This window comes from Roseateles agri, assembly GCF_034043675.1.
Lineage (GTDB): Bacteria > Pseudomonadota > Gammaproteobacteria > Burkholderiales > Burkholderiaceae_C > KK5.
Genome location: NZ_JAXCLA010000008.1, coordinates 310,044 through 334,625, shown reverse-complemented (window position 1 = coordinate 334,625; position 24,582 = coordinate 310,044). Strand labels below are relative to the sequence as shown.

The following is a 24,582-nucleotide window of genomic DNA, read 5'->3' as shown; positions in this document are numbered from 1 at the left end:
TCAAAGTGGCCGCAGATCAGCTCGCGACCATCGGGGCGCGGACACCGTGATGCGTCCGCAATGGCCCCAGAGCCAAGCACAGGGTAGCACCGCATGACATCCGAGGCCGCGCTCGTTGGGCCGGCGAGCACGTCGGGCCTTGGTGCCGTAGGTTTTCGGCGCCCAGGCTTCAGCCTTGGGCGATGCGTAAGCGGCGGGCCGCGTCCTCTGCCCGTGCATCATCGATCTCGCGCATGACGCCGGTCAGGTCGACAGTGCCGATCTTGTGCTCGAACAGGCCCGTCAACGGTGTCTCGGGATGCAGGGCGCCGCGCTGGTAGAGGTCCCAGATCTCGGAGCCAAAATCCGTCTTCAATAGTTCTGGCTCAAAGCGGCCGAAGAAGTCGCGCAGGTTGCCGACGTCGCGCAGCAGCATGCGCTGCGCATGATTGTTTCCGGCTGCGTCGACCGCCTGTGGCAGGTCGATGATGACCGGCCCGTCGGCGCCCAGGAGGATGTTGAACTCGGACAGATCGCCGTGCACGACCCCGGCCGTGACCAGCATGCGCACGACCTCGGTGATGAGGGTGGCGTGGTGTGCGCGGGCGTCGTCGGCAGAGAACAGGACGTCGTTGAGCCGTGGCGCGGCGTCGCCATGCTCGTCACACACCAACTCCATCAGGAGCACGCCTTCGAAGAAGTTGAAGGGCTTCGGCACTCGCACGCCGGCGCGAGCCAGCCGATACAGCGCATCGACCTCTGCGCTCTGCCACGCGGCTTCCTGCGCCTCGCGGCCGAACTTCGTGCCCTTGGCCATCGCACGCGCCTGGCGGCTGTTCTTGACCCGGCGATTTTCCGTGTAGTCGATGGCCTGGCGGAAACTGCGATTCGAGGCTTCCTTGTAGACCTTGGCACAGCGGATCTCGCCGCCGCTCCTCACAACGAAGACCTGGGCTTCCTTGCCGCTCATCAGTTGGCGCTGGACGCTGTCGATCAGGCCCTCGTCGATCAGGACCTGCAGTCTCTTCGGTGATTTCATGGCGTGCATTGTCCGCGGTGACCAGGAGCGGCCCGAAACCCGACGCGTGTATCGCGCAAGAGCGGCCTACCGTCCGGTGATCGGTCTCCGCACAGTCCTACGCCGGGGGTATGTCGATTGCCAGCGAAGGAGCTCACCTTCCTGTCGAGAGGAGTCGTCCATGCCGAGTCGTGCCAAGCAGATCTTCAAGCCCGAGTTCCGCTTCGGGCTCGGGGGCGTATCCCTCGGAAACGAGTTCGAGAAGCGCACCGACCAGCAAGCCCAGGCCACGCTGGAGATGGCATGGGACATGGGCGTACGCTACTTCGATGTCGCCCCGTGGTACGGCCTCGGGCTGGCCGAGCGGCGCTTCGGTCATTTCCTGCACCAGCAGCCGCGCGGAGACTACCTGCTGTCATCCAAGGTGGGCAAGCTGCTCAAGGCCTCACGAAAGAACCGGCACGAGAAGATGTTCCCCTTCTCGGATTCGCCGAACGATCTGGTCATCGACTACAGCGCCGATGGCGTGCTCCGTTCGATCGAGGACAGCTTGCAGCGGCTGGGGGTGTCGTACCTCGACGTGGTCTTCGTCCACGACCTGTCGCCGGATTTCGCCTGGTTCCCGACCGATTGGAAGGAACAGTACCGGATCGCGCGCAAGGGTGCGTTTCCCGCGCTGTCCAGGCTGCGCGACGAAGGGGTCATCCGCGCATGGGGCGTTGGCGTGAACACGCCATACGCGATTCTCAAGGTCATTGAGGATGCAGACCCCGACGTCTGCCTGTGTGCTCGCCAGTATTCGCTCGTCGATCACGCCAATGCGCTCAACGAAGTGATGCCTGCAGTGCGAGCCAGACAGGTGGCGCTGGTCATGGGCTCGTCGCTGAATGCCGGCTTCATCTCGGGCAGCCCGCGCTACAACTACGGCAAGGACAATTTCCGGATCCCGGCCGAGGCACTGGACAAGCGCGAGCGGCTGAGAGCCGTGGCAGCGCGGCACGGCGTGGACCTCCGTGCCGCCGCCTTGCAGTTTTCGGCGGCGGCGCCCGAGGCCGTGGCCCTCGTCGTCGGCGCGGGCAGCGCTGAGCAGATCCAGCAGAACTGGAACTCGATGCATGCCAGGATTCCCGAGGGTTTCTGGAAGGAGCTCAAGCGGGAATCGTTGATCGAGCCGAATGCGCCGACGCCGAAGACCGCCTCATAGTTCGGCGCGTAGATAGGGCGCGGTGCGGCTGCCGTCCATTCGTGCCACCTCCTGCGGCGAACCGCAGGCGACCAGGCGTCCTCCGTCGTCCCCGGCGCCGGGCCCAACATCGATGACCCAGTCGCAGGCCGCAACCACGCGCATCTCGTGCTCGACCAGGACCACCGTGTTGCCGGCGTCCACCAGGTGGTTCAGCTGCGCCAGCAGCTTGTCCACGTCCGCGGGATGCAGGCCGGTCGTCGGCTCGTCCAGCACATACAGCGTCTGCCCACGTTGGGCGCGCTGCAGTTCCGTTGCGAGCTTGATGCGCTGCGCCTCACCGCCGGACAGCTCGGTGGCCGGCTGACCCAGTCGGAGATAGCCCAGGCCGATCTGCTGCAGCAGCGCCAGTGGCCGTGCCAACGCAGCGTCGTCGCTGAAGAATGCGCTCGCCTCGTCCACTGTCATTCGCAGCACGTCGGAGATGCTGCGGCCGCGCAACTTCACCTTCAGGGTGGCCTCGTTGTAGCGTGCGCCATGGCAGGTGGGGCAGGGGGCGTAGACGCTGGGCATGAACAGCAGCTCGACGCTGACGAAGCCTTCGCCTTCGCAGGTCTCGCAACGTCCTTTCGCGACGTTGAACGAGAACCGACCTGCGTCATAGCGCCGCTCGCGGGCCGCCGGAGTCGCCGCGAAAAGCCTGCGGACGTGATCGAACAGGCCGGTGTAGGTCGCGAGGTTCGAGCGCGGGGTGCGGCCGATGGGCTTCTGATCCACGCGCACGAGCCGGCGCAGTCGATCGGCGCCTCGGACGATGCGTCCATGGGTGATTTCGCGGGCGATCGCATCAGCGTCCGGTTCATCGTCGGCTTCGGGAGAAGGCGCCTCGTCCCCAAGCGCTGCACTCACCAGGTCCACCAGAGCCTGGCTGACGAGGCTGGACTTCCCCGAGCCTGAGATGCCCGTGACCGCCGTCATCGCACCGAGTGGGAATGCGACGTCGACGCCTCGAAGGTTGTTGCGCACCACACCTTGAAGCTCCAGCCAGCCGCTGGCGGGGCGGGGTGGCCGGCGCAAGGGGCGCTCCGAGGGAAACAGGTGGGCTGCCGTGTGCGACGAGGCCACATTCGCCAGGCCTGCCGGTGGCCCGCTGTACAGGACATGCCCGCCCAGCTCGCCTGCGTCGGGGCCGACGTCGACGATCCAGTCCGCCTTGCGCATCAGGCCCAGGTCATGCTCCACGACAAACAGCGAATTGCCGGCGGCTTTTAGCGCCTGCAGCGCGGACACCAGGGCCTCGCCGTCGGCCGGGTGAAGTCCGGCCGATGGCTCGTCCATCACGTAGATCACGCCGAACAGGTTCGAGCGGATCTGTGTCGCCAGGCGCAGGCGCTGCAGTTCGCCCGAGGACAGGGTTGGCGTGGTCCGGTCCAGCGACAGATAGCCCAGGCCGAGTTCGTTCAGCGTCGTGATGCGCTCGAGCATGTCGTGGGCGATCCGTTGGGCGGCGATCCGTTTCTCCTCGGATTCGTTGGGGGTGCGCCGCACATCCGACGAACCGGCATGAGCATGGTCTTTGGTCCGGCGCGCCGACGCATCGATGTGTCGGCCCTTCATTGTGGGCGCTTCGCCCGATGTCGCAGCGGCGAGCACGCCGCCCAGCTCGCGCAGCGGCAGGCGTGACAGTTCCCCGATGTCCAGGCCGGCGAAGGTGACGGATAGCGCTTCCTGCTTCAGCCGCTTTCCTTCGCATGCAGGGCAGGCGCTCGCGATCATGTAGCGCGACACGCGGCGCTTCATCAGCGGGCTCTGCGTCGTCGCGAAGGTGTGGAGCACGTACTTGCGCGCGCCCATGAAGGTGCCTTGGTAGCTCGGCTCCATCTTGTTGCGCAGCGCGGCGCGTGTCTCCGCTGGTGTGAAACCGGCGTAGACGGGGACGGTGGGCTGCTCTTCGGTGAAGAGAATCCAGTCGCGAGTCTTCTTGGGTAAGTCGCGCCAGGGCCTGTCGACGTCGTGGCCCAGCGTGACCAGGATGTCGCGCAGGTTCTGGCCGTGCCAGGCCGGTGGCCAAGCGGCGATCGCCCGCTCCCGAATCGTCAGCGAGTCGTCGGGAACCATCGAGGCCTCGGTCACCTCGTAGACGCGGCCCTGGCCATGGCAGGTCGGGCAGGCGCCCTGCGGCGTGTTCGGCGAGAAGTCCTCCGCGTAGAGCATTGGCTGCTTGGCAGGGTAGTGGCCGGCGCGGGAATAGAGCATCCGCAGCAGGCTGGACAGCGAAGTCGCGCTGCCGACCGACGAGCGGGTGCTGGGTGTGCCGCGCTGCTGCTGCAGGGCTACGGCTGGCGGCAGGCCATCGATCGAGTCGACAGCTGGCACCCCGACTTGCTCGATCAGCCGGCGGGCATACGGCGCCACCGATTCGAAGTAGCGCCGCTGTGCCTCGGCATAGATGGTTGCGAACGCCAGCGAGGATTTTCCGGAGCCGGACACGCCACTGAACACGACCAGCGCATCGCGCGGGATGTCGACGTCGACGTTCTTCAAGTTGTGTTCTCGCGCGCCGCGCACGCGCACAAAGCCTGGTGTGGTCGACGGGGCGGTAGTCGCTGGCGCGCTGGCTTTTCGTGAGGGCATGGGAACTGGTGTTCGGCTTGTACAGGCTTCTTGTCTGATGGTCTCGCTTACCGCGGAATTGGGGGCGGACGCGGGGTGTCCGTGGGGATTTTCCTCTTCGAACCTCGGTTGCCGGAGACCTTGGAGTTCAGGTGCGATCTGGGCAGGCACAACACGAACAGGATCGAAGCGGGGCGGGCAATCGCGGCGCCCGCTGGGGCTGCTACTGCTCCATCGCAAGATTGCCGCTGTATCCGATATCTCGCTGCGAGTTGCGCGACAGCCGGATGTCGCTGACGCGGATGTACCCGTTGTGCAGGCGGAACCACCCTTGCATTCGCGGTGCGAACGAGGTGAATGCCCGGCACGTGAAGTGACCGGGCCAGACGGAACGCGGAGCGTCGCCTGAGACTCCCGTTCGCGAAGACGGCTCTGAGAACTGCTCCGAAAATCTCTGCAACCCAGTGCGCCACCCTCTGGGTGAACTCTCACGCCGCCAATCAGGACTGTCAGGAATTCCCGAAAACTGCCCGACCAACGTTTACATCGAAGTCAGGCCAACTCGCCCGCAGGACCAGAAGGGCCCGGCGCATACGACTCTTGATCGTTCCTTCTGGCGTCTCGAGGTGACCGGCGATGTCGCGCAGGCTGAAGCCATGGTGCATGGACATCATCACGACCTGGCGGACCTCTGCGGGAAGCCGGGCCAGTTCCTTGTGAAGCAGTGCAGAGTTCTGGAGCTGCTGCAGTCGCTCCCAGGCCTCAGGTTCGTTTGACGAGACCGCCGCCAGCACCGATTCGTCTCCACTGCCGGGAAGAAAGGCATGGTCCTTGGAGCGCTGACGAAAGTGATCGACCGCGAGATTGCGTGCAATCCTTCCGAGCCATGTCGACGCCTGACCCAGGGACGGGTCGAAGCTCGGCGAAGCGCGCCAAGCCTGGAGATAGGCTTTCTGGCAGACGTCCTCGGCATCCTGTGCGTTCCCGATGGATTGCCGCACGCGGTACAGCAGTGATCGACGAGTAAGGCAGTGAAAGTGGTGGAACGCCCGCTGGTCGCCTCCGGCGGCTCTGACCAGAAGGTCGTTCAGACGCCCGGCACCTGCTGGTGCTTCAGCCGAGTGTCGATTCCTTGAATTGGCTGGCATGGCGGGCGCATCTGATGCGGAAATGGAGGCGTGAGTTGCTTCGTTCAATTTTTCGCTCCAGGACACCGCCGCCCATGCCGGGCAATGTTTTGTAACGGTTTGTTTGCATGCCGTACGTAGGACGTCATGAGGCCGATAGCTAGGGATTCGCCGATTGGACGCGGGCTGTTCGATGACGAGAAATACACTAGGGATTCATCCCGCTCCGCGAAGGACCTCCCATGTGTACCGACAAGCACGCCGTGCTTCCTGCCCTCGAACGCATGCAACCGGGAGATCACTACTGCGGCATATTCCGTAGCGATGCGGACCAGCGGCAGATCACCATCGATTTCGTCCGCCTGGGAATCGAGCGGCACGAGAGAATGCTCTACCTCGTGCACCTGCAGACGGCCGACCGACTGCGGACAACGCTGCAGACGGCGGACATCGACGTCGATGCGCTGGTGGCCAGCGGGCAATTGGTCATCCAGTCGGCCAAGGAGGTCTACCTTGTAGACGGCGCGTTCCAGCCGGAGCGGATGATCGAGATGTTAGGGCGCGAGACCGAGGCCGCATTGCGGGCCGGCTATGCAGCGCTGCGAGTGACGGGCGAGATGTCCTGGGCCTTGGCCGGCGATCCAGGCTCCGAGCGCCTGGTCGAATACGAAGCGCTGCTGAACGATTTCTACGCGACCGGCGCCAAGTCATATTCGATCTGCCAGTACGACCAACGCCGCTTCGACGCGGAGCTGATGAACGACGTACTGCACACGCATCCGAGCGTGTTGCTGGACACGGAGGGCTTCGACAATGCCTCAATGTACTACGTGCCGCCCGAGGCCTTCCTGACGGCGGACCGCAGCAGCGGCATTCTCGAAACTCGCCTTGCCAATCTGGTGAACGTGAGCAGCAAGGCCATGCCGGGCGTTCCGACCTGAGGCCCGCGCAGGCACGTGGCTTTCGATCTCATCCATTTCGCGCGGGAGCTGCTGGGACTGTCGGGCCATGAAGAGTTGCTCGGCTGCGCGCGCCGCGCTGCGGAGTCTGCGACGCAGCAGCCCGCATTCGCTTCGCATGTCCTGCCAGGAAGGCTTTGGCAGCAGGCCTGCGTGCTCGCACCCGAGGGCACGTCGTCGCCGGCGGCAGTTCGCTCTGCGCTGTATGCGATCCACCGCAGGATTCTGCTGGAGCCGCGGCCGCTGCAATTGAGGCGGGATGACGAGAACGAAACCATCGTCCGCGCGCTGTTACCTGAGGGCAGCGCCATTGAACTGCTCGCCGTGCCGCTGCTGAACGGCAGCGGACGGCCCACCGGTGCCCTGGTCGTCGGCCGTCCGTCCGGCCCGGAGGGAGCCGAGGCGCAACGCGTCGTCGAAACCATTGCCGCCCTGGCCGGCCCGGCGGTGGAGACGGCTTGGCGCCACACGCAGGCTCGCTGGGACCAGGAGCGGTTGCGGCTTTTCTCTGAGACGACTGAAGAAAGCCTGTGGGACTGGAACGTCGCACAGAACGAGGTCTGGTGGGGTGGCAACCTGGAACAATTGTTCGGCGGCCGGGCGCGTGTCTCCAAGCGGCCGGACTGGCGGCGGCAGCGCATACACGTGGACGATGTCGAGCGCGTCGTCGCTAGCTTCGATGCTGGGCTGGTCGGCAGCGCTTCGTCGTGGAGCGCGGAGTACCGCGTGCGCGGCGTTGAGGACGCCATGATCCATGTGCGCGAGCACGTGTACTTCCTGCGTGAGGTGAACGGCACGGCCTACCGCGCTATCGGCACCGTGCGCGATGTCAGCGCGCTGCAATTGCTGTTGCAGCGGGAGATCCGCGCGCGCGCCACAGCCGAGCACACCAATTCGGTGAAGGACGAGTTCCTGGCGATGCTGGGCCATGAACTGCGCAACCCGCTGGCGCCGATCGTCTCTGTGACCACCTTGCTGGAGCGGATGGGCGGCGTGCCGCCGCGGCCGCTGGAGATATTGCGCCGGCAGACCCAGCATCTGGTCAGACTGGTGGACGACCTGCTGGACGTCTCGCGCATCAGCTCCGGCAAGGTGGAACTGGCCTGGGAGCGCGTGGCCGTACAGTCTCTGGCGCAGCGTGCCGTCGAGATGGTGCAGCCGCTGCTGGAGCAACGCCGGCACCGGCTTGAGTTAAACGTAGCGCCGGGCCTTGAGATCGGCGCGGATGTGTCCCGGATGACGCAAGTGCTGTCGAACCTGCTGGCCAATGCGGCGAAGTACACCGAACCCGGCGGACTGTTGCAGCTGCTGGCCCGCGAAGAGAAGGGCGAGGCCGTGTTCCGCATCCGCGACAACGGGATCGGCATCGCCGCCGAATTCCTGCCCACCGTGTTCGACATGTTCACGCAGAGCCGTCAAGCCTTGGACCGCGCACAGGGCGGCCTGGGGCTGGGCCTGAGCATCGTCAAGAACATCGTCAAGCTGCATGGCGGCACGGTGGAGGCCAAGAGCGAGGGTGCGGGCCGGGGCACTGAGGTGATCGTGCGCCTGCCGCCGGCGGATCCGGCCTCTGAACTGGCGTCGGGGACGGCCCTGCCCACGCATGCGGCCACGACACCGCGCAGGGTGATGATCGTCGACGACAACGAGGATGCGGCCGCCTCGCTGGAAGCGGTCCTGGTTGCCAGCGGGCATGTGGTCCGAGTCGCCCACCACCCGGAACAGGCGCTATCGATGTTCGCCGCGGAGGCACCGGACGTCGCCTTGATCGACATCGGCCTGCCCGCGATGGATGGATATGAACTGGTCAGCCGCATGCGCTGGCATGCTGGGGCGCCGAGCACACGCTTCGTGGCGCTAACCGGCTACGGCCTTGCGGCCGACAAGGCGCGCGCCAGCGCCGCGGGCTTCGACGCGCATGCCGTGAAGCCCGTCTGGCCGGGACGGCTGGAATTTCTGATCGAGCAACTGACGGCCGGGAGATTGGCAAACATCTGAGCGGGACGCCCCGCGCGCAGAGCCGCTGGACCGAGAGGGTTCGTCGCAGCGAGCTGCTCGACCGCGGTACTGCGGCTTGCGCGCGGCACACTAAGAAGCTCGTCTCCTGCTGGACGCGAAGTCGACGACGATCAAGCCGCCCTGGTTGTCGCGCACCTCGCAGGCCGCAGTCTGCGATATCGGCAATCTTTCGAAACTTGTGGGCGGCTACATCCTTGCGGCAACTCCCCGTGCGGTCGCGACGCCGTCCAGCAGGATGCGCTTGAGAGGGCCCCAGCTCGCCGACTCACAGATGACCGGCTTCCGGCCGCCGGCGGGGCACACCCGTGGCGGCCTCCGTGATTGACGCCTCGTCCTCCCCCTGCAGGGAATCAGGCGCCATTGCGCCATCGATTGGAGCGAGTTTGTCATCGCCGGCCGCGCCGTGTTCCTGTGGGATGACTGCTAGCGGGCCCGGTCGAGCACGTAGTTCGCGTCCTACAGGCGATTGGCAGGTGGTCTGATCCTCAACGGTTCCGACTCCTGAGACCCTCAAGTCGTCGAAACCCTCGCGGACCGCTCGCTCCAGCCGATGGCTCGTGTTAGCACATGTCCGTATCCGCGTTCCGTCAGGCCCGGTCACTTCACGTGCCGGGCCTTTTTCATTTCCGCCGCATCAACGGGAAGCAATCGGGACCTTGGATTGCTGAGGAGCCGGCCCCTTCAGCAGAGCGAGATCGCTCTGCGTGTCCAACCACATTGTTCGGAGTCCTCATGAAGCACATCACTACCGCCGACGGCAGCAAGCTCTATGTCAAGGATTGGGGCAGCGGCCGGCCCGTCATCCTGTTACATGGCTGGCCGTTGTCGGCGGATTCCTGGGACGACCAGGCCATGGCCCTGGCCGACGCCGGCTACCGTGCGATCGCCTACGACCGGCGTGGGTTCGGCCGCTCTTCGCAGCCCTGGAATGGCTACGACTACGACACGCTGGCCGATGATCTTGCTGCCGTGATCGAGCAGACCGGAGCGACCGACGCCACACTGGTCGGATTCTCGATGGGCGGCGGCGAGGTGGCGCGCTACATGAGCCGCCATGGCGGGAAGTCCGTCGCGAAGGCCGCGCTGGTTTCTTCGGTCGTGCCCTTCATGTTGAAGACGCCCGACAACCCGGATGGCGTTGACCAGGAACAGTTCGACAAGATGGCGCAGGGCATGAAGGAAGACCGGGCCAAGTTCTTTGCCGGATTCTTCAGAGACTTTTTTGGCGTCAGCTTCGTGTCGCATCCGGTCAGCGATCAAGTCCTGGAATGGGCTCGGAATACTGCCATGCAGGCCAGCCTGAGGTCCACCTTGGCCTGCGCAAAGTCCTTCTCGTCCACGGACTTCCGTCCCGACCTGCCGGCGTTCCGGGTGCCGACCCTGATCATCCACGGCACCGACGATAAGACGGTGCCCATCGACACGGCCGGCCGCGCAGCCGCTCGCGGCATTGCGCAATCGAACCTGATCGAGTACGACGGCGCGCCTCATGGCCTCTTCGTCACCGAGAAGGTCCGGTTGACACAGGACCTGCTGGAGTTCGTCCGCAGCTGATGTGCCGCACTGCTTGCTTTTCGAAGAATGCTGATGGCGCCGACCTTGTATCCGGAACGAAGATCAGCGGACGAGCGCACTGATGCATCTTGGCGCTTGGTCTTCGAGCGCCTCCATGAAGGCTTCATCCTCGGAAAGCTGGTTCGCGGCGCCAACGGTTCAGTGCGGGACTGGCAGTACGTCGAGGTCAATCCTGCTTGGTCCAAGCTGGTCGGGGTGGCACAGGAAGCGGCCATCGGCCGCACGATCCGGGAAGTCTTTCCCGGCATAGAGGACGCATGGATCGACGACTTTGCCGAGGTGGTGGCGACCGGTGTCAGCACGACGTTCACGCGCCAGGTCGGCACGCTTGATCGCTGGTACGAAGGACACGCCTTCAAGGTCGACGACGAGCGATTCGCCGTCCTGTTCCTTGAAATCACGGAGCGCAAGAGGCAGACCGACGCCATGGAGCGCCTCAATGGCGAGTTGCAACGCCTGATCGCGGAGCGCGTCAGCGAGCGCGACAGCCTGTGGAACACGTCGGCGGACATCTTGTTCACGCTCGACAAGACGGGAAGACTTCTGTCGGTCAATCCCGCGGCGACCAAGATCCTCGGTTGGGCAGAGGGCGAGATGGTCGGCCGCAATGTGATGGAGTTCATCGCTCCGCAGGATCTGCGCCTGACCGCCGAGGCGCTGGAAACTGCATCCCGGCAAACGCTGGCGGTGATCGAGAACCGCTACCTGCACAAGGACGGTGGCTTTCGATGGCTGTCGTGGGTGGCGGCGCCCGACGGCGAGCTGATCTTCGCGACCGGACGGCACATCACGGCCGAAAAGACTGCTGCGCTGGCAGCGGCGAAGGTGGCCGCGGATCTGGACCGCATCTGGCAGAACGCGCACGAGGTCATCATGGTCATCGACCTGGACGGCATGATGCAGTCCGTCAGTCCGGCCTCGTTCGACATCCTGGGATGGCTGCCTGACGAGCTCCTTGGGCGCAAGGTCACGGATTTCATCCACCCCGACTTTCAGCCGCCGCTGCGCGATGGCCGTTTCGTTCCCGAGCGCTACGTGGGCCAGAAGGTTTTCCTGAATCGGTTCCGGACCAAGTATGGCTCGTATCGCACGATGTCATGGTCGACACGCCTTGAAGGTGGCCTGATCTACTCGCATGGCCGTGACGTCACCATCGAACAGGAGCAGGCTGCCGCGCTGACGAAGGCGGAGGCGCAGCTGCGCCAAAGCCAGAAGATGGAGGCGGTGGGCCAACTGACGGGTGGCGTCGCCCACGATTTCAACAACCTGCTGGCCAGCATCAGCGGCGCGCTGCAGGTCCTGCGCGTACGCCTCAAGCAGGGCAAGACGGAAGGGCTCGACCGCTACGTCTCGATGGGCATGGCGTCCGTGCGCCGGGCGGCCGCGTTGACCCAGCGCCTGCTGGCCTTCTCGCGACGACAGACGCTGGATCCGAAACCCACGGACGTCAACCGCCTGATCAGCGGCATGGAGGATCTGGTGCGCCGGACCGTGGGGCCGGAGGTCCTGCTGACCGTCGTGGGCGCCGCGGGACTCTGGCCAGCGACGCTCGATGCGGCCCAACTGGAGAATGCGCTGCTGAACCTGTGCATCAACGGCCGTGATGCCATGCCGCACGGCGGGACGCTGACCATCGAGACCGCCAACAAATGGCTGGACGATCAGGCCGCTGACGACCGTGAACTCCCGCCAGGGCAGTACATCTCATTGTGCGTCTCGGACAACGGTACAGGCATGTCACCCGATGTCGCCAAGCTCATCTTCGATCCGTTCTATACGACCAAGCCGACAGGGGAAGGCACGGGTCTCGGACTGTCCATGGTCTACGGCTTTGCGCGGCAAAGCGGCGGAGCTGTCCGGGTCTACACGGAACTGGGCAAGGGCACGACGATGTGCCTGTACTTTCCCCGCTACCTGGGCGCTGCAGAACCGGACACCGTGGGTTGCGCGCCACCTCCGGTCGAGGCGGGCGCGGGCGAGACGGTCCTGCTCGTTGAAGATGAAGATCAGATACGCATCCTTGCGAGCGAGGTTCTCGTGGACGCTGGATATCGAGTGCTCGCGGCCCATGACGGCGCTTCGGCACTCAGTCTGCTCCAGGCCACGACACGCGTCGACCTGATGATCACCGACGTGGGTCTTCCGGGCGGCATGAACGGTCGTCAGATCGCAGATGCAGCGCGATTGCAGCGGCCCGACCTGAAGGTTCTGTTCATTACGGGCTACGCGGCCAACGCAGCGGTAGGCAATGGATTCCTTGAGCCGGGCATGGAGGTGATGACCAAGCCGTTCGAATTCATCGCTCTCGTCAACAAGGTTCGCCAACTGCTCGACGGGTTTCGTTGAGCTCGAGGGTACGGGCCCATGCCGAATTCCTGACTAGCGTTTGGCGGCGTGCTGCGTCCTCGACTAGCGGAGAGCCCCTTCGCGCCGAGTTGAGCCAAGCAGATCCGCAAGCCTGAATTCCGCCTCGGGGAGGCGCGTCACGCGGAAAAGCGTGCGAGACCCGAACAGTCCAACGCACCCGATGTCTACGATAAAAAGGCCCGGCACTTTGAAGTGACCGGGCCTGACGGAACGCGGAGCGTGGCATTGGATGCTGGCACGGCCCATCGGCTGAAGCGAGCTGTCCACGGGGTTCCGACGGCCTCAATATCGCAGAAGGAGGCATGGGGACGGGTCGGACGGTAACCACTGCACCAGTAAGACAGCATGTCGTTTGTCGAGGACGGTCGCGGCTCGCTGCCGCTCGATCTGGCGCGCTGGAGTGCGCTCAGTTGAAGCGTTAGCTTTCTCGACATGGCGTACAGTCTCGCACGAGCGCCTATGCGGCGTGGAGGAACGGATGTGGGCAAGGACGAGACGCGTGTCTTGGTCGTGGACGACAACGAAGATGCGGCTGAAGCGCTTGCTGCCATCCTTGAGTTTGACGGTTACAAGGTGCGCACTGCATCGAATGGCCTGGCGGCGTTGGAGGCCTTCAAGAGCTTCGAGCCCTTGTGCGTGCTCATGGACATTCGCATGCCGGGCCTGGGCGGACATGAACTGTGCTCGCGCTTGCGCGAAGCCTATGGCGACAGCGCCGTGCTGATCGCCGTGACGGGCGAGGGCCGTCGGGACGACGGTATCGCCGAGGCCTTTGCTCAGTTCGATCACTACCTGCGTAAGCCGATCGATCCCGGCGAACTGCGCAAGATCCTGCCGCCCGTTTGACGGAGGGTCGGCTCGTGCACCCGGACCAGTGACGGGCTGACCCGCCTTCCGCGATGGGCTATACCGGTCCCCGGGTCAGCTCGCGGATCGCCCCACCAGGCGAGCCCAGCGCAGGACGTCTTCGTCGGGAGCCGTCCGCACTGGCGTAGAGGCCGCGCCGGGGTGCTTTCGGATGGCGTGTACCAGGGTCGCCTCATCGAACGTGTCGACGTAGGCGGCGATTTCCCGCTCGGCGGGGATGAAGCCCTTGTGGGCGAGGCTGTAGGCGTGCGTGAGGATGGCTTCGATGACGCCGGCCATTTGCCGGTCGATGAAGCGCTGGTTCGAGTCCGTTTCGGAGTGGACGGGGGTGGTGGTGCTCATGACTGCCTGTTTTCTGAAATGCTGTGCCCTGGGAGCCAGGGTATTGGCCGGATCATGGCATGCGGCCGGGCGGCGCTGCGCTTCGGTGTTGTCGCCGTTGGTGTTCTGCACTGTGCGACGGCGGGGCCGCTTGCGGCTTTGACTGTATAAACATACAGTATCAACATCAGCGCGCGGCGCTCAACGAACTAGCGGGAGAAACGCATGGTGGTGGACCTGAACGATCCGGACAGCATTCTTGCCTGGTGGAAGGTCTGGCCGGCCCGTCACGATGGCTTTCTGGACTTCGAGCTGAAGGTCAATCCTCAGTTCGCTTCCGCCATTCGTGAGGCTCAGCGCCGCATCGCGGCTGACCCGGAATTCAGTGCCATGTTGGCGGTGGGCGTGCGGGCACAGCGGGAGCGTCAGGAGGTCAGTCAATGGGCCGACGCGAGCATCCCAGCGTTCCAGCTGAAGCATCGGGAGTTCGCTGCCGCGGCCTGAAGTCTTGGGCCTAGCCCGAAGCGCTCCTCATCAGTTTTGCAGTTGCTGGCCGTTCTTCATGGCTCAGCATTTGGGCTTGTCGATATCGATCGGCTGGCCCTTTTTTGCATGCGGGAACAGGCCGGCATCGGCGCCGTTTCGCCAGCGTCACCGCGTTGGCTGCAACGTGCCTGTGCAGTCTCAGTGGGTGGAAACACTGCCGGCTGCAGCCCTGACCGTTGCCGTGGCACCGGGCGGCGCTGCGTGTGCGAGGCGCTGCGGCTTGCGTGCAAGTCGGCAACGTCTCAACCGGCCTGCAACAGCGCCACGCTGCCCTGACCGCCATCGGCGCAGATGCTGACGATGGAGAGGCTGCCGGAGGGCAGGGCGGCCACTTCTTTCACCGCCTGGCTGAGGATGCGTGCGCCGGTGGCGCCGAAGGGGTGGCCCAGCGCGGTGCTGCCGCCGTTCGGGTTGACGCGCTCGCGCGGGAAGGCGCCGAAGCGCGCCGCGTCGGCGATGCCGACCTTCTCGCGCAGGAAGTTCTCGTCTTCCATCGCCTTGATGTGGAACAGCACTTGCGCGGCAAAGGCCTCGTGGATCTCCCACAGCGCGACGTCCTCGTAGCGCAGGCCATGGCGGGCCAGCAGCCGCGGGATCGCGAAGGCCGGCGCCATCAGCAGGCCTTCGACGCGAAAGTCCACCGCGGCGATCTCCCAGTCGACCAGCCTCGCGCGGGGTAGCGAGGCCGGCAGCCGGGCGATGCCTTGCCGGGAGCCGACCCAGATCGCCGCGGCCCCATCGGTCAGAGGCGAGGAGTTGCCGGCGCTGAGCGTGCCCTGGCCGCTGGTGCGGTCGAAGGCCGGCGGCAGTCGCGCCAGCTTCTCCAGCGAGGTGTCCTTGCGCGGAATGCCGTCGCGCTTCAGTTCGTCGAGCGGGATCACCAAATCATCGAAGAAGCCGCGCTCCCAGCCGGCGACGGCACGCTGGTGGCTGTCCAGCGCATGCCGATCCTGCGCGTCGCGCGCGATTGCCCACTGCTTGGCGGTGATCTCGGTGTGTTCGCCCATACTGAGGCCGGTCGTGCGGTTGGTGACCGACGGTAGGTAGAGCTGCACGTCGCGCAGTTTCAGCTCCGTCGCATGCGAGAGCTTCTGGCCCAGCGAGCGGGCCTTCTGGAAGCCGCGCATCCAGTCCGACAGGTTCTGCCCCAGGCCCAGCTGCACGCGGCTCATGCTCTCCGCGCCGCCCGCCAGCGCCAGGCTGCGGCCGCGCTCGTCGGCGATCATGCCGGCCGCTTCGATGGCGCTCATCATGCTGGTCGAGCAGGCCATCACCGTCGAGAAGGCCGGGATCGTCGCCGGCGCACCGGCCTCCATCAGCACCTCGCGGGCGAGGTTGCTCCAGGTGAGGTTCGGCGCCACGCAGCCCCAGACGGCGAAGTCCGGCGCGGCGCCATCCGCCAGTTGCGCCAGCATGGCGCGGACCACCGGCACCGACAGGTCCAGCGCGTCATGGCGGGCGAGTTGTCCGTCCACCTTGGCGAACGGTGTGCGCAGGCCGGCGGCGAGCCAGACCTCCCTCTCTGTGTCGATGGCGCGGCTTGTCTCGGCATTCATCGGTCTTGTCCCCGGTGCAGTGTCCGGACGATTAGAGCAGACTGATCGAGAAGACCTATGCCGCCAAGGCTATCGTCGCTGACGCCTCGAACGCTTGCCGCCGTGACCTGCAGCAGCCAATGCGCCTGTGCGACGACCGGGTCGCTACCCCTGGGCCGGGACTTACGCCAATGAGCTCCCTGGCACACGCGTCGAGGTGACCTTGCCGGTGGCGATCAAGGCGCGCGCCTAGCCTGGAAGCACTTGCCTCACGTAGGACCTCGGCACGCGCCAGACCGTGCGTGCCGGCCACCAGGTGCCACACCGGACAAGGGCCTCGCCGTCGCCCGCCGGGGCCACCTGGATCGAATCGCCGCAGGCGTCTCTCAAGTCGAGCAGGTTCTTGGCATGGCTCGGTGCAGCCGACACGAAGAATGCTGGGTAGCAGCTCTTCGGTGCAATGTTCCACCACATGGACTCGCCGACGACGAGCAGGGCGAGGGTCGCTATCGCGGCGATAGCTACCAGCCGCACGGGGTGGCGGGGCGCACCCGTGTCGTTTGTGCCCGACTCGGTCAAGACCGCACGTTGGTCGATCGCATTGCCCATGGTCTTCCTTCCTTGATCAGCGTTTCGCCACAGCAAGGTGGATCGCACTTGTCGATGTCGATGTCGCGATCCAGGTACTCAATGATGCGCCGATCCGCAGCGCCGTGCTGGGTGCGGCTTGACCGCTAGTTCTTGCCGGGCAGCGTGTTGAGGACGCTGGCCAAGCGGCGTGAGGCCGCCGCCAACTGATCCACGACGAGCGAGTCCCAACGGGACGCATAGATCTCGTCAAGCATGTGGCCTTCCGGATAGAAGCCAGGTGCCGCCACGGCGCGGCAGGACTGTTCAGCCCACCGGGCCGGTGCGAACGAGTCCTTCGGTTCGCCGGCTTTGGCGCGCACTGCCGTCCGCAGCGCCTCGAGTCCGCCTGGCCAGCTCCGGATCAGGCCGGAGTCCCAGACCGAATGCAGGTTCGTGCCGCGCCCGGCGAATTGCACCTGGTAGGTGTTGCCGCCCTTGTCGTCGGCGTAGCCAGCGTGCAGGGGTTGATGCACGTCACCGACGAAGTGGGTCACGTACTTCAGCGCCAGAAGCCTCTTGTCGTCTGGGGCATCCGACTTGAGGATCGCGGTCTGGCGTTCGAGGGCACCCACGACGCAGGCGCCGCTCGCGCAGTCGCGGGATTCGTCGTAGTTGCAGTTGCCATCTCGAGGGAAGTTCACGTAGTGCCACGATGCCGTCGTTGGCGACCGGACCTCGTCTGGCCACGTGGAGATCGAGACGAGTGTCGCGCCCGGTTCGAGCCTGAGCAGCCGGTCAACCTCGGCGTGCGCCTGCGGGGTCAGGAGCGAGTCGGCGGTCTCGGCGACCAGACGGTGGCCGTCTGCTCCCCAGGCCAAGGCGTTCGAAGCGCTGGCCAGGAGGCCCAACGCGGTCATGGCGGTGACGGTGGCCCTGGCGGCCTCGGCGGCCCGATGCGGGCGGGACAGCTTGCGGCGGAAAGCGTTCATCAAGAGTGCTCGTGGGTAGGTCATCGCGCCATCCTAGGCGTGCCGACCGCTCCCACTCACGCGGTATGCGCTCTTCGAATATGGGAATCGGTTCGCGGCATTGCGCTGCTGCGGTCTTGCGCGTCGGGGCTCTGGCGGCTGTTGTGCTGTCGGCCGTTTCCTGATCAGTCCTTAATGGTGACCTTTACGGACCCGAGCCGGACCTTGTCGCCCAACTGGGTGAGGCGGCGGCGGCCGTCGGCCTGCGGGGCCGTGATCAGGCCGTTGTCCTGCAGGCCTTGCTGGACTTCCTCGGGGACGACTTTTCCGCCGACGGCGGGTGGGAAGAAGTAGAGGCTCGCCCTCTCTGCGATTGCCAAAACGATCTGGGTCATAGGGCATTGTCGCGGAGCCTCGTGCCTTCTAGCGAATGTTGGCGGCAGAGCTGCGCGCTGGTGCGCTTGGTTGTTCGCTCTTGCTCACGCGCCATTTGCCAGGGATCTGAATCCGCTCTGGGCGGCTGCCCCCGCTACGCAGTCGCTGCGGGCCTCTGTGGATCCGCGCGTGAGCGCGCATCCTCACTGCACGAGGATTGCGGTGCAGCCCTCCGCATCCTGGCCGCGGCCGGCAGGCCTGCCGGCCCAACACCCGATCGGCGCCGCTGCGCGGCGTGAGCGGCGGCCGGTGGGGCGGGGCCGCCCGCTGCTGGCCCGTTCCTGAGAACCCCGTCCTTGCGCTCCTCTTTCCGGGGAACTGCTCGCTGGTTCCGGCTCTCTTCGACGCCTAGCGCATGGCCGCCCCAGTGCAAGGGTCGGCGCAAGGGTCGGCGATGCCTTTGTGCGCGCCCGGTCCCTGCGCTGCGCTCCGGGGTGCGGCCTGTGCGCGATTCCTTGCGCTGTTCCGTCCTTGCGCTCTTCCGGCGCCGAGCCGGCTCCAGAGAGCAATTTCCACCACCGGCCACGAAAGGGGTAATCATGAGCGTAAGGACCCTTCATTCACGAGTCAGCCGCGACAAAGCGGTCGGTCCCCCGCGCCCCCGAGCCTACAGCGCATCTTGCGCCGCCGGTTGGTGAACGGGGAGTTTGGCCTGCCGCCTGTCTCGGGTCTTGGGCCGGTGTCTTGCGGCTGGGCCGGAGATCGCGGCGCGCGTTGGACGGGGGGCCGCTGACGGTATTGAAACGCCCGAAGCCGGGTCGCTGGCACGGTTCCGTTTGCGCTGTGTGGAGTCGTGTCGGAGCGATGGAATACGGCGCCGTCCTACGGCGGTGTTGCGGTTGTGAACCTACAGTGGTTTTACTTCTGGTGCTCGTTTTCTTGTCCCTTCCCCTTGGCCTAGAGGACTCGCCCGGCATCGTCAGATGTCCGGGTGCTTTTTTGAAGGACTGGGACATCTGGATGTACCGGGAGACGGCGTTGAGCACGACGGCATCGGCCATGGGATTGGCCGCAAAGTTCTACGAAACCCGTGACACGGCGCGAATGCTGCTGGGCGCGGATTATTCCGCTCGGATGAAGGAGCTGGGCGCCATGGTGGCCAAGGTGGCCGCGGGACGGCGCACCGGTGCGCTCGATGCGGCCCAGGACGTCGTCCGTGCGGCGGACTTGGATAGCTTCGATGCGATCCAGGTGATGGCGGCGGCGGTGGAGCTGATCGAGCCATCGCAGTAACTGCCCGGTGCTCGTCAATGCAGCATGGCGCTGTGTGCCATGCGAATCCCTTTGGCATTGCGGCGGCCGGCCTGATGAAGGCCTGAAGCGGGCGAGCTGATTGGCGGAGGGGCAGAATCGTGGCTGCGATGCTCCAGGATTACTTCGTCATCATTCACGCTTCCCCGTGGCGGGCTCGCAAGCTTGCCCTGGCGATTCAGGTCGTGAAGTTGACGTTGGACGAGTTCTTCGGTGGACCTGCGAAGGTGCTGGAAGCGCGGTTGGCCTCTGAGGCCGCCGGTGGACACCACGCCTCAGTGCGGGCTGATGCAGTGTTCAGCGACGCGGAGAACCTTTGGCACGAGGCGATGTCGACGGCCTTCCGGGCAGCCTCCGACCAGGTGCCAGTGACGGCCGACAGCGAGCAGTGGAGCGCGGTCTGCATCGACGTGATGCCGCCCGCGGGGCCGCAGTACTGGACGGAGCTGGCCTGGCGGGCCGCGTACGTCCGGGCAGCGCTGGATTCAGGCGAGGCACCGGATGTCGACGGGCTGGATCAGCGCTCGCGGTGGGCGTGGACGGATCTGGCGCTGGCCGATCCGGTCTTCGCGGCGCGCCAGGACTTCAAGAAGCAGCTGTCGCCCGGCACGCCGGCGTTCGATGCGGACTGGGCAGGGCGGACCGATTGAGCGCGGACGTGGCCAACGAGCTTGTTGGAGCCGGCCCGGCTGCGGCCGCCACCTGTTGGAGAGTCCGCTTCGGATGATTCGGCCGCGGAGGACTAGGGTTGGGCCGCGCTTTCGCTCGCGCCTCCTGGCATTGGCAGGATCGCACCGGCGATCAGGGGCGGTCGAAATCGTTGATCTGCCCCCGCGATCGTGCGCCACCACGGCCCGCGCGTGTCCTTGCTCGGCCCGGGTGAAATGCTCCTGCCGTCGGGGAGCCAATGTCCTCAGGCGTGATCATTGACGGTTGACGCCGGGCTCGACAGAGCTAGGGCTTGGCTTGGCGCTCGCACCGGCTCAGCCTTGTCGCTGGGCCGACCGTCGGAGCGCCAGATGCGCATGCTCAACCAGCAGCTCGGCGGCGACGGGCTTGGTGAGGTGCAGATCGAATCCAGCCTGCCGGCACCTCCAGACGTGTTCGGCGCCATCCCATCCGGTGACTGCCACGATGTAGGGCTGCAGGCCTTCCAGCGCCCGGATGGCGCGGCAGCCCTCGTAGCCATCGACCGTGGGCAACGACAGGTCCAGCAGCACCATGCCGGGATCGAATGCCAGGACCCGCGCGGCCACGTCGGTCGCGTCCGTGGCCACGCTGGTCTCTGCACCTGCGTCAGCCAACAGCAGCGCGATGGCCTCAGCGGTATCGACGTTGTCGTCGATGACAAGCACACGAAGACCCTTCAGCTCGGTCTCGGACATGGCGCACCTTCGTTGATGTGCGTCGGCAGGCCTGCAGGTGGTGTGCATGCGCTCCAGGGCACGAAGGAGGAGCGCGCAGGAAGAGGCTGCAGTCTAGAGCGCCAGGGCGACGGCTGGGTTACAGGTTCAGCGAAAGAAGAAACTGAAGGTTCCTTCCGGGACTGGGCGCGGCTTGGGACGCTCGATGGCGACGCAGCGCCAAGGCGTTGTTGCGCGCCGCATTGGGTGGCGTGCTGGTTCGCAAGCCGCCCACATGCGCCTGTTGAAGCGCGCAGGGTGAGCCGGGCGATCTGGATGAGCTGAGTGAGCGGGGCCAGTTGGGCAAACTGAAGGGGCGGGCGAGTCGGGAGGCTCAGACAGGTCGTGTAGGTCAGGCAGGTCGAGCGGTTTGGGCGAGCCGATCGGGTTGGGCGAGCCGGCCGCGGCCGGATGGGCTTCTCCAGGTTCGGGACGGCCCTCATCCTCGCGGTGCGAGGACTGCGTTGCAGCCTTGCGGATCCCGCTCGCGGGCGCCAGGTGGCGCCCCGGGACCGAAGCATGCTCACAGCGGCTCGACCGTCGCGCCAGCCGCTGCGCTTTCCTGGCACGCCGGCCGCGGAGCCGCCGCTGCTCGTGCGTGTTCGGTGCCTTCGGTGCAGCAGTTGCGCCAGGCAAGCTGGCACATCGGCTGCGAGGCTCCGGCGCCGAAGAGGAGGCAGCCGGTGCGCCGGTCGTCCCACCGCGATCCCCCCACTGCACCCCCATCCGTGGTTGAGGGGGACTTGTGGGGGGATCTTCGAGCGGTGGGCCGGGAAACCGGCGCACTGCATCGGCTGCGGAACACACCACCCATCCCCAACCCCTTCCCGTGAAGGAAGGGGCCATGCCCACCCCCCGCCCGCCCCAGGGCGGGAGCGAAGGGTCCGAGCAAGAGGATTTTCAGTAGCAGGGCGGAGTCAGGGGCAGCAGGTCGCTGCTCGCCGCCAGATGGGACGCGAGTTTCTTCCCGGCGGCAGATGGCTTGCGTTGGAAGCAATGTAGAGATCCCGGTGGAGGACCTGAGCGCTCGGGGGAGAATCGGGATGCGATGCCGCGACGCGCACCCACCCACCACCATCATGTCTACGTCGTGCTGCTGTCCGACGACGTCTGGAACGAGCCAGCCTTTCGGGCGGCCAACCCGGAACACGACATCCTCAAGCCCTGTCTGTACGTCGGCATGACAGGTCTGGACCCCGACCTTCGCTTTGACAGGCACATGGCTGGCATTCAGGCCAATCGATTCGTGCTGAAGTACGGCGTACGGCTGCTGCCCGAGCTGTACCAGGTCTACAACCCGATGCCATACAGCGCAGCCTGCGAGATGGAAGTGGAACTCGCCATCGGCCTGCGTGAAGCTGGCTACGGGGTCTGGCAGGCCTAGCCAAAGCGTAGAGATACGCTCTGGACTGACGCGTGCTGGTGCCATTGGTAGGCCAGGCCTCGTGGCAGCAGCCCCAATGCCCTTCTTGTGCCGTTCGGACGGCGGTAGCGTCCGGGATATCCGCAAAACGAACGATGTGCAGACAGCGGCGTGGGTGATCAACGGCAAGCTTCAACCCGTTGCGGTCCTTCATGTCACGCTGTCGAACGACTCCTCTGTAGGACAGCGGCGCTCGTAGAGCCCTCACGGGGTGGGGCGCATTGGTCCTGTCGGGATATCGGCGGGTCACCACGCCCGGTACGGACGCCGTGGCCCGCCGTATCGAACGCCTCAGGCAGGGTGCTTGAGAACGCCGCCATCGCAGCGCTGATGGTAGAGGATCATCGCGCGCTGGTTCTAGAAGCGATGATGGAGAGGATGGCCGAAAGTGTCAGGCTGGCCCCGACACACAACATAGCGGTCATAAACGCCCTGGCCATAGTCGCGGGATCGCGCGAAGCGCCCGCGACACTGAAGAAGACGCCGCCAATGACGGCGACACCGAGTGCGGCGCTGATCTGCAGCGCCGAGTTCGTGATGCCGGCAATCATCCCCGAGCCTGCGGCCGGCGCGCGATTGATGATTGAGCGCACTAGCGTTGGCAACGCCCATCCCTGACCGAACCCCAGCAATCCCACGGCGATGATCAGCGGCACCTGCGCCGGCATCTGGCCGGGCGAGGCTGCCACAAGCCTGGCGAGCAGCACACAGCCCGCGACTTCCAGCATCATCCCAACGGCGGGTACCCGACTGCCGAAGAGACGGATGGCCAAAGGTGTCGTCAATGGCCCGATGAAGGCGCCAACGCCGAACGGCAGGAAGACCAGCCCGGTCTCCAAGGGACCCAAGCCAAGTGCCGATTGAAGATAGACGGAGAAGACGAGGAAGAAGGCGGAGACGACGTAGAAGAAGAGTACGCCCGTGAGTCCGCTCATAAGCCCGGGCCGCTGGACCAGGTCCACGCTGATAAGGGGCACGCCGCCACGGGTGGCGTAGGTCCTCTCGTACCGCCAGAACCCGAGACCCGAGAGCGGACACGCCAAAAGCATGGCGCACGCCCACCAGGGCCAGCCTCTCTCCCGCCCCTCCACCAAGGGTACGATCAGCAGTCCCAGCGTCAGGGCGCAGAGCAGGACGCCGATCCGGTCCACGGGCGCCGGACTGTCACCGCGGGCGTCTGGCAGCAGGGGCACCCCGAAGACCAAGACGGCGAAGACCACCGGCAGATTGATGAGAAAGATGATTCGCCACTCCAGGTGAAGGAAGTCTGCCGAGATCAACCCGCCGCCCAGCGCCTGCGCCGTCACGGCCGCCAGTCCGACCGCCGCGCCGTAGAGCCCGAGAGCGCGCGAACGCTCCTGCTCCGGGAACAGGGCGTGAATGGACGCCAGTCCCTGTGGCGCCATGGCGGCGGCGCTGAGGCCTTGGAGCCCGCGCGCGATGATCAGCATGGCGGGCGACGTCGCAAGCCCGCACATCACCGAAGTCAGTCCGAATCCGGCAATACCGATCAGGAAAACTCTGCGTCGGCCAAAAAGATCACCTAGCCGTCCGCCGGTGATTAGGAACACTGCATAGGCGGCGGCATATCCGGAGATCACGAGTTGCAGTTCTGCAGCGCTCGCGTGCAGCGTGCTCTGGATTGAAGGAAGGGCGACATTCACGATGAAGAAGTCCAGCGGGGGCAGGAACGCCCCCACCAGCAGCACCGCGAACGCCGACCACCTGCGCGTGGCAGAGGTCGTCATTTGCTTTCGGGTCCTTGATCGAGGGTCGCGTCAGGCCGAACGGCCGAAGCGTTCGGTTCCCATGACGGGCACCCAGTTCTGCAGCGGCACGGCATAGTGCATGGTGAAGGTGCGCTCAAGGAACGCCCAGCGACCATCGCGTCGCTCATAAACGTCGCGGTATTGGCCGCTCACCTGCAGCGGTCCCTGGTCCACGTCGTAGAAGATGCAGTCCGCAGCCACTAGGCCGCTGCCGTGGTCACCATCCAACTTGATCAGCGCATTCGCCATCCAGTGATGCATGTGGGGCATCCGCTTCATGTTGACTCTCGCCTGGGCCAGGATGGCCTCCAGGCCTTCGGAGTTGCCGTTCGCGCCAAGGAGCAGGCGCGATTCGGGATGCCAGAGCGTTGCGAGCAGCTCCTCATTCATGGTGTCGAACGCCTCGGCGTAGTTGGCGATCAACGTATCGATGGCAAAACGGCTTTCGATGGCGTCGAGGCGTGCTTCGAGCGATGTAGACATGTGATTTCTCCTTGAAGGGGTGGGGCAGGTTAGTCGTCCAGACGAATCCGCATTAAATAATGTACCAAGCAGTACAAAAATAGAGTAAAAAAGGCGGGAACTTGCATCCCGCTTCGGATTGATTTAAGTACCGATCGGTACAAATATAGATGGAGTCAGAAGACCTGTCAA

At 65.4% G+C, this 24,582-nt stretch carries 21 protein-coding genes; 10 read left to right on the top strand and 11 right to left on the bottom strand.

The window, feature by feature from the left end:
• Positions 1 to 169: 169 nt before the first annotated feature.
• On the bottom strand, positions 170 to 1,018 hold the full coding sequence (locus SNE35_RS24325; protein WP_320425755.1) for a PA4780 family RIO1-like protein kinase: 849 nt from the start codon (positions 1,016 to 1,018) through the stop codon (positions 170 to 172).
• 160 nt (positions 1,019 to 1,178) lie between these two features.
• On the opposite strand from SNE35_RS24325, the gene SNE35_RS24320 reads away from it, so the two are divergent.
• Positions 1,179 to 2,201, top strand: coding sequence for an aldo/keto reductase (locus SNE35_RS24320; RefSeq protein WP_320425611.1), 1,023 nt, complete (start codon positions 1,179 to 1,181; stop codon positions 2,199 to 2,201).
• Here the strand turns inward: SNE35_RS24320 and SNE35_RS24315 are convergent.
• Positions 2,196 to 4,814 carry an excinuclease ABC subunit UvrA gene (locus SNE35_RS24315; RefSeq protein WP_320425754.1) on the bottom strand — a complete coding sequence of 873 codons (2,619 nt, stop codon included), beginning with the start codon at positions 4,812 to 4,814 and terminating at the stop codon, positions 2,196 to 2,198. The genes SNE35_RS24320 and SNE35_RS24315 overlap by 6 nt on opposite strands.
• Positions 4,815 to 5,302: 488 nt before the next feature.
• Positions 5,303 to 5,989: an RNA polymerase sigma factor gene (locus tag SNE35_RS24310; RefSeq protein ID WP_320425610.1), complete on the bottom strand. Its 687-nt coding sequence runs from the start codon at positions 5,987 to 5,989 to the stop codon at positions 5,303 to 5,305.
• A 173-nt stretch (positions 5,990 to 6,162) separates the two neighbouring features.
• Here SNE35_RS24310 and SNE35_RS24305 point away from each other — a divergent pair, with 173 nt between their 5' ends.
• The 5 genes from SNE35_RS24305 to SNE35_RS24285 all read left to right on the top strand — a co-directional run bounded on the left by SNE35_RS24305 (position 6,163) and on the right by SNE35_RS24285 (position 13,686).
• Positions 6,163 to 6,861, top strand: a complete 699-nt coding sequence (locus SNE35_RS24305) for an MEDS domain-containing protein (RefSeq protein ID WP_320425609.1) — start codon at positions 6,163 to 6,165, stop codon at positions 6,859 to 6,861.
• Between the two features lie 15 nt (positions 6,862 to 6,876).
• The gene (locus tag SNE35_RS24300; protein ID WP_320425608.1) at positions 6,877 to 8,877 is read left to right on the top strand and encodes an ATP-binding response regulator; all 2,001 of its coding nucleotides are present in this window, start codon (positions 6,877 to 6,879) and stop codon (positions 8,875 to 8,877) included.
• 753 nt (positions 8,878 to 9,630) lie between these two features.
• Positions 9,631 to 10,452 (top strand): alpha/beta fold hydrolase, encoded by an 822-nt coding sequence (locus SNE35_RS24295; protein WP_320425753.1) that lies wholly within the window; start codon positions 9,631 to 9,633, stop codon positions 10,450 to 10,452.
• 33 nt (positions 10,453 to 10,485) lie between these two features.
• Entirely contained in the window at positions 10,486 to 12,819 is a 2,334-nt protein-coding gene (locus SNE35_RS24290) for a PAS domain S-box protein (RefSeq protein ID WP_320425607.1), read from the top strand.
• A gap of 501 nt (positions 12,820 to 13,320) precedes the next feature.
• Entirely contained in the window at positions 13,321 to 13,686 is a 366-nt protein-coding gene (locus SNE35_RS24285; RefSeq protein ID WP_320425606.1) for a response regulator, read from the top strand.
• Positions 13,687 to 13,761: 75 nt separating this feature from the next.
• Here SNE35_RS24285 and SNE35_RS24280 read toward each other — a convergent pair whose 3' ends face one another.
• Positions 13,762 to 14,160, bottom strand: coding sequence for a hypothetical protein (locus SNE35_RS24280; protein WP_320425605.1), 399 nt, complete (start codon positions 14,158 to 14,160; stop codon positions 13,762 to 13,764).
• 93 nt (positions 14,161 to 14,253) lie between these two features.
• On the opposite strand from SNE35_RS24280, the gene SNE35_RS24275 reads away from it, so the two are divergent.
• On the top strand, positions 14,254 to 14,532 hold the full coding sequence (locus SNE35_RS24275; protein ID WP_320425604.1) for a hypothetical protein: 279 nt from the start codon (positions 14,254 to 14,256) through the stop codon (positions 14,530 to 14,532).
• 284 nt (positions 14,533 to 14,816) lie between these two features.
• Here the strand turns inward: SNE35_RS24275 and SNE35_RS24270 are convergent, their stop codons facing one another.
• From SNE35_RS24270 to SNE35_RS24255, 4 genes are all read right to left on the bottom strand, one after another.
• Positions 14,817 to 16,130 carry an acetyl-CoA C-acyltransferase gene (locus tag SNE35_RS24270; RefSeq protein WP_320425603.1) on the bottom strand — a complete coding sequence of 438 codons (1,314 nt, stop codon included), beginning with the start codon at positions 16,128 to 16,130 and terminating at the stop codon, positions 14,817 to 14,819.
• Between the two features lie 228 nt (positions 16,131 to 16,358).
• Entirely contained in the window at positions 16,359 to 16,718 is a 360-nt protein-coding gene (locus SNE35_RS24265; RefSeq protein WP_320425602.1) for a hypothetical protein, read from the bottom strand.
• A gap of 125 nt (positions 16,719 to 16,843) precedes the next feature.
• The gene (locus SNE35_RS24260) at positions 16,844 to 17,668 is read right to left on the bottom strand and encodes a S1/P1 nuclease (RefSeq protein WP_320425601.1); all 825 of its coding nucleotides are present in this window, start codon (positions 17,666 to 17,668) and stop codon (positions 16,844 to 16,846) included.
• A gap of 164 nt (positions 17,669 to 17,832) precedes the next feature.
• On the bottom strand, positions 17,833 to 18,042 hold the full coding sequence (locus tag SNE35_RS24255; protein WP_320425600.1) for a hypothetical protein: 210 nt from the start codon (positions 18,040 to 18,042) through the stop codon (positions 17,833 to 17,835).
• Between the two features lie 1,000 nt (positions 18,043 to 19,042).
• On the opposite strand from SNE35_RS24255, the gene SNE35_RS24250 reads away from it, so the two are divergent.
• Positions 19,043 to 19,315 carry a hypothetical protein gene (locus SNE35_RS24250; RefSeq protein WP_320425599.1) on the top strand — a complete coding sequence of 91 codons (273 nt, stop codon included), beginning with the start codon at positions 19,043 to 19,045 and terminating at the stop codon, positions 19,313 to 19,315.
• Between the two features lie 128 nt (positions 19,316 to 19,443).
• The gene (locus tag SNE35_RS24245) at positions 19,444 to 19,983 is read left to right on the top strand and encodes a hypothetical protein (RefSeq protein WP_320425598.1); all 540 of its coding nucleotides are present in this window, start codon (positions 19,444 to 19,446) and stop codon (positions 19,981 to 19,983) included.
• Positions 19,984 to 20,316: 333 nt separating this feature from the next.
• Here the strand turns inward: SNE35_RS24245 and SNE35_RS24240 are convergent, their stop codons facing one another.
• Complete coding sequence (locus SNE35_RS24240; protein WP_320425597.1) at positions 20,317 to 20,718, bottom strand: response regulator; 402 nt, start codon at positions 20,716 to 20,718, stop codon at positions 20,317 to 20,319.
• A gap of 1,066 nt (positions 20,719 to 21,784) precedes the next feature.
• Here SNE35_RS24240 and SNE35_RS24235 point away from each other — a divergent pair.
• Positions 21,785 to 22,120 carry a hypothetical protein gene (locus tag SNE35_RS24235; RefSeq protein WP_320425596.1) on the top strand — a complete coding sequence of 112 codons (336 nt, stop codon included), beginning with the start codon at positions 21,785 to 21,787 and terminating at the stop codon, positions 22,118 to 22,120.
• 380 nt (positions 22,121 to 22,500) lie between these two features.
• On the opposite strand, the gene SNE35_RS24230 is transcribed toward SNE35_RS24235, so the two are convergent.
• Positions 22,501 to 23,907 carry an MFS transporter gene (locus SNE35_RS24230; RefSeq protein ID WP_320425595.1) on the bottom strand — a complete coding sequence of 469 codons (1,407 nt, stop codon included), beginning with the start codon at positions 23,905 to 23,907 and terminating at the stop codon, positions 22,501 to 22,503.
• Between the two features lie 30 nt (positions 23,908 to 23,937).
• Positions 23,938 to 24,411 (bottom strand): nuclear transport factor 2 family protein, encoded by a 474-nt coding sequence (locus tag SNE35_RS24225; RefSeq protein ID WP_320425594.1) that lies wholly within the window; start codon positions 24,409 to 24,411, stop codon positions 23,938 to 23,940.
• Between the last annotated feature and the right edge of the window lie 171 nt (positions 24,412 to 24,582).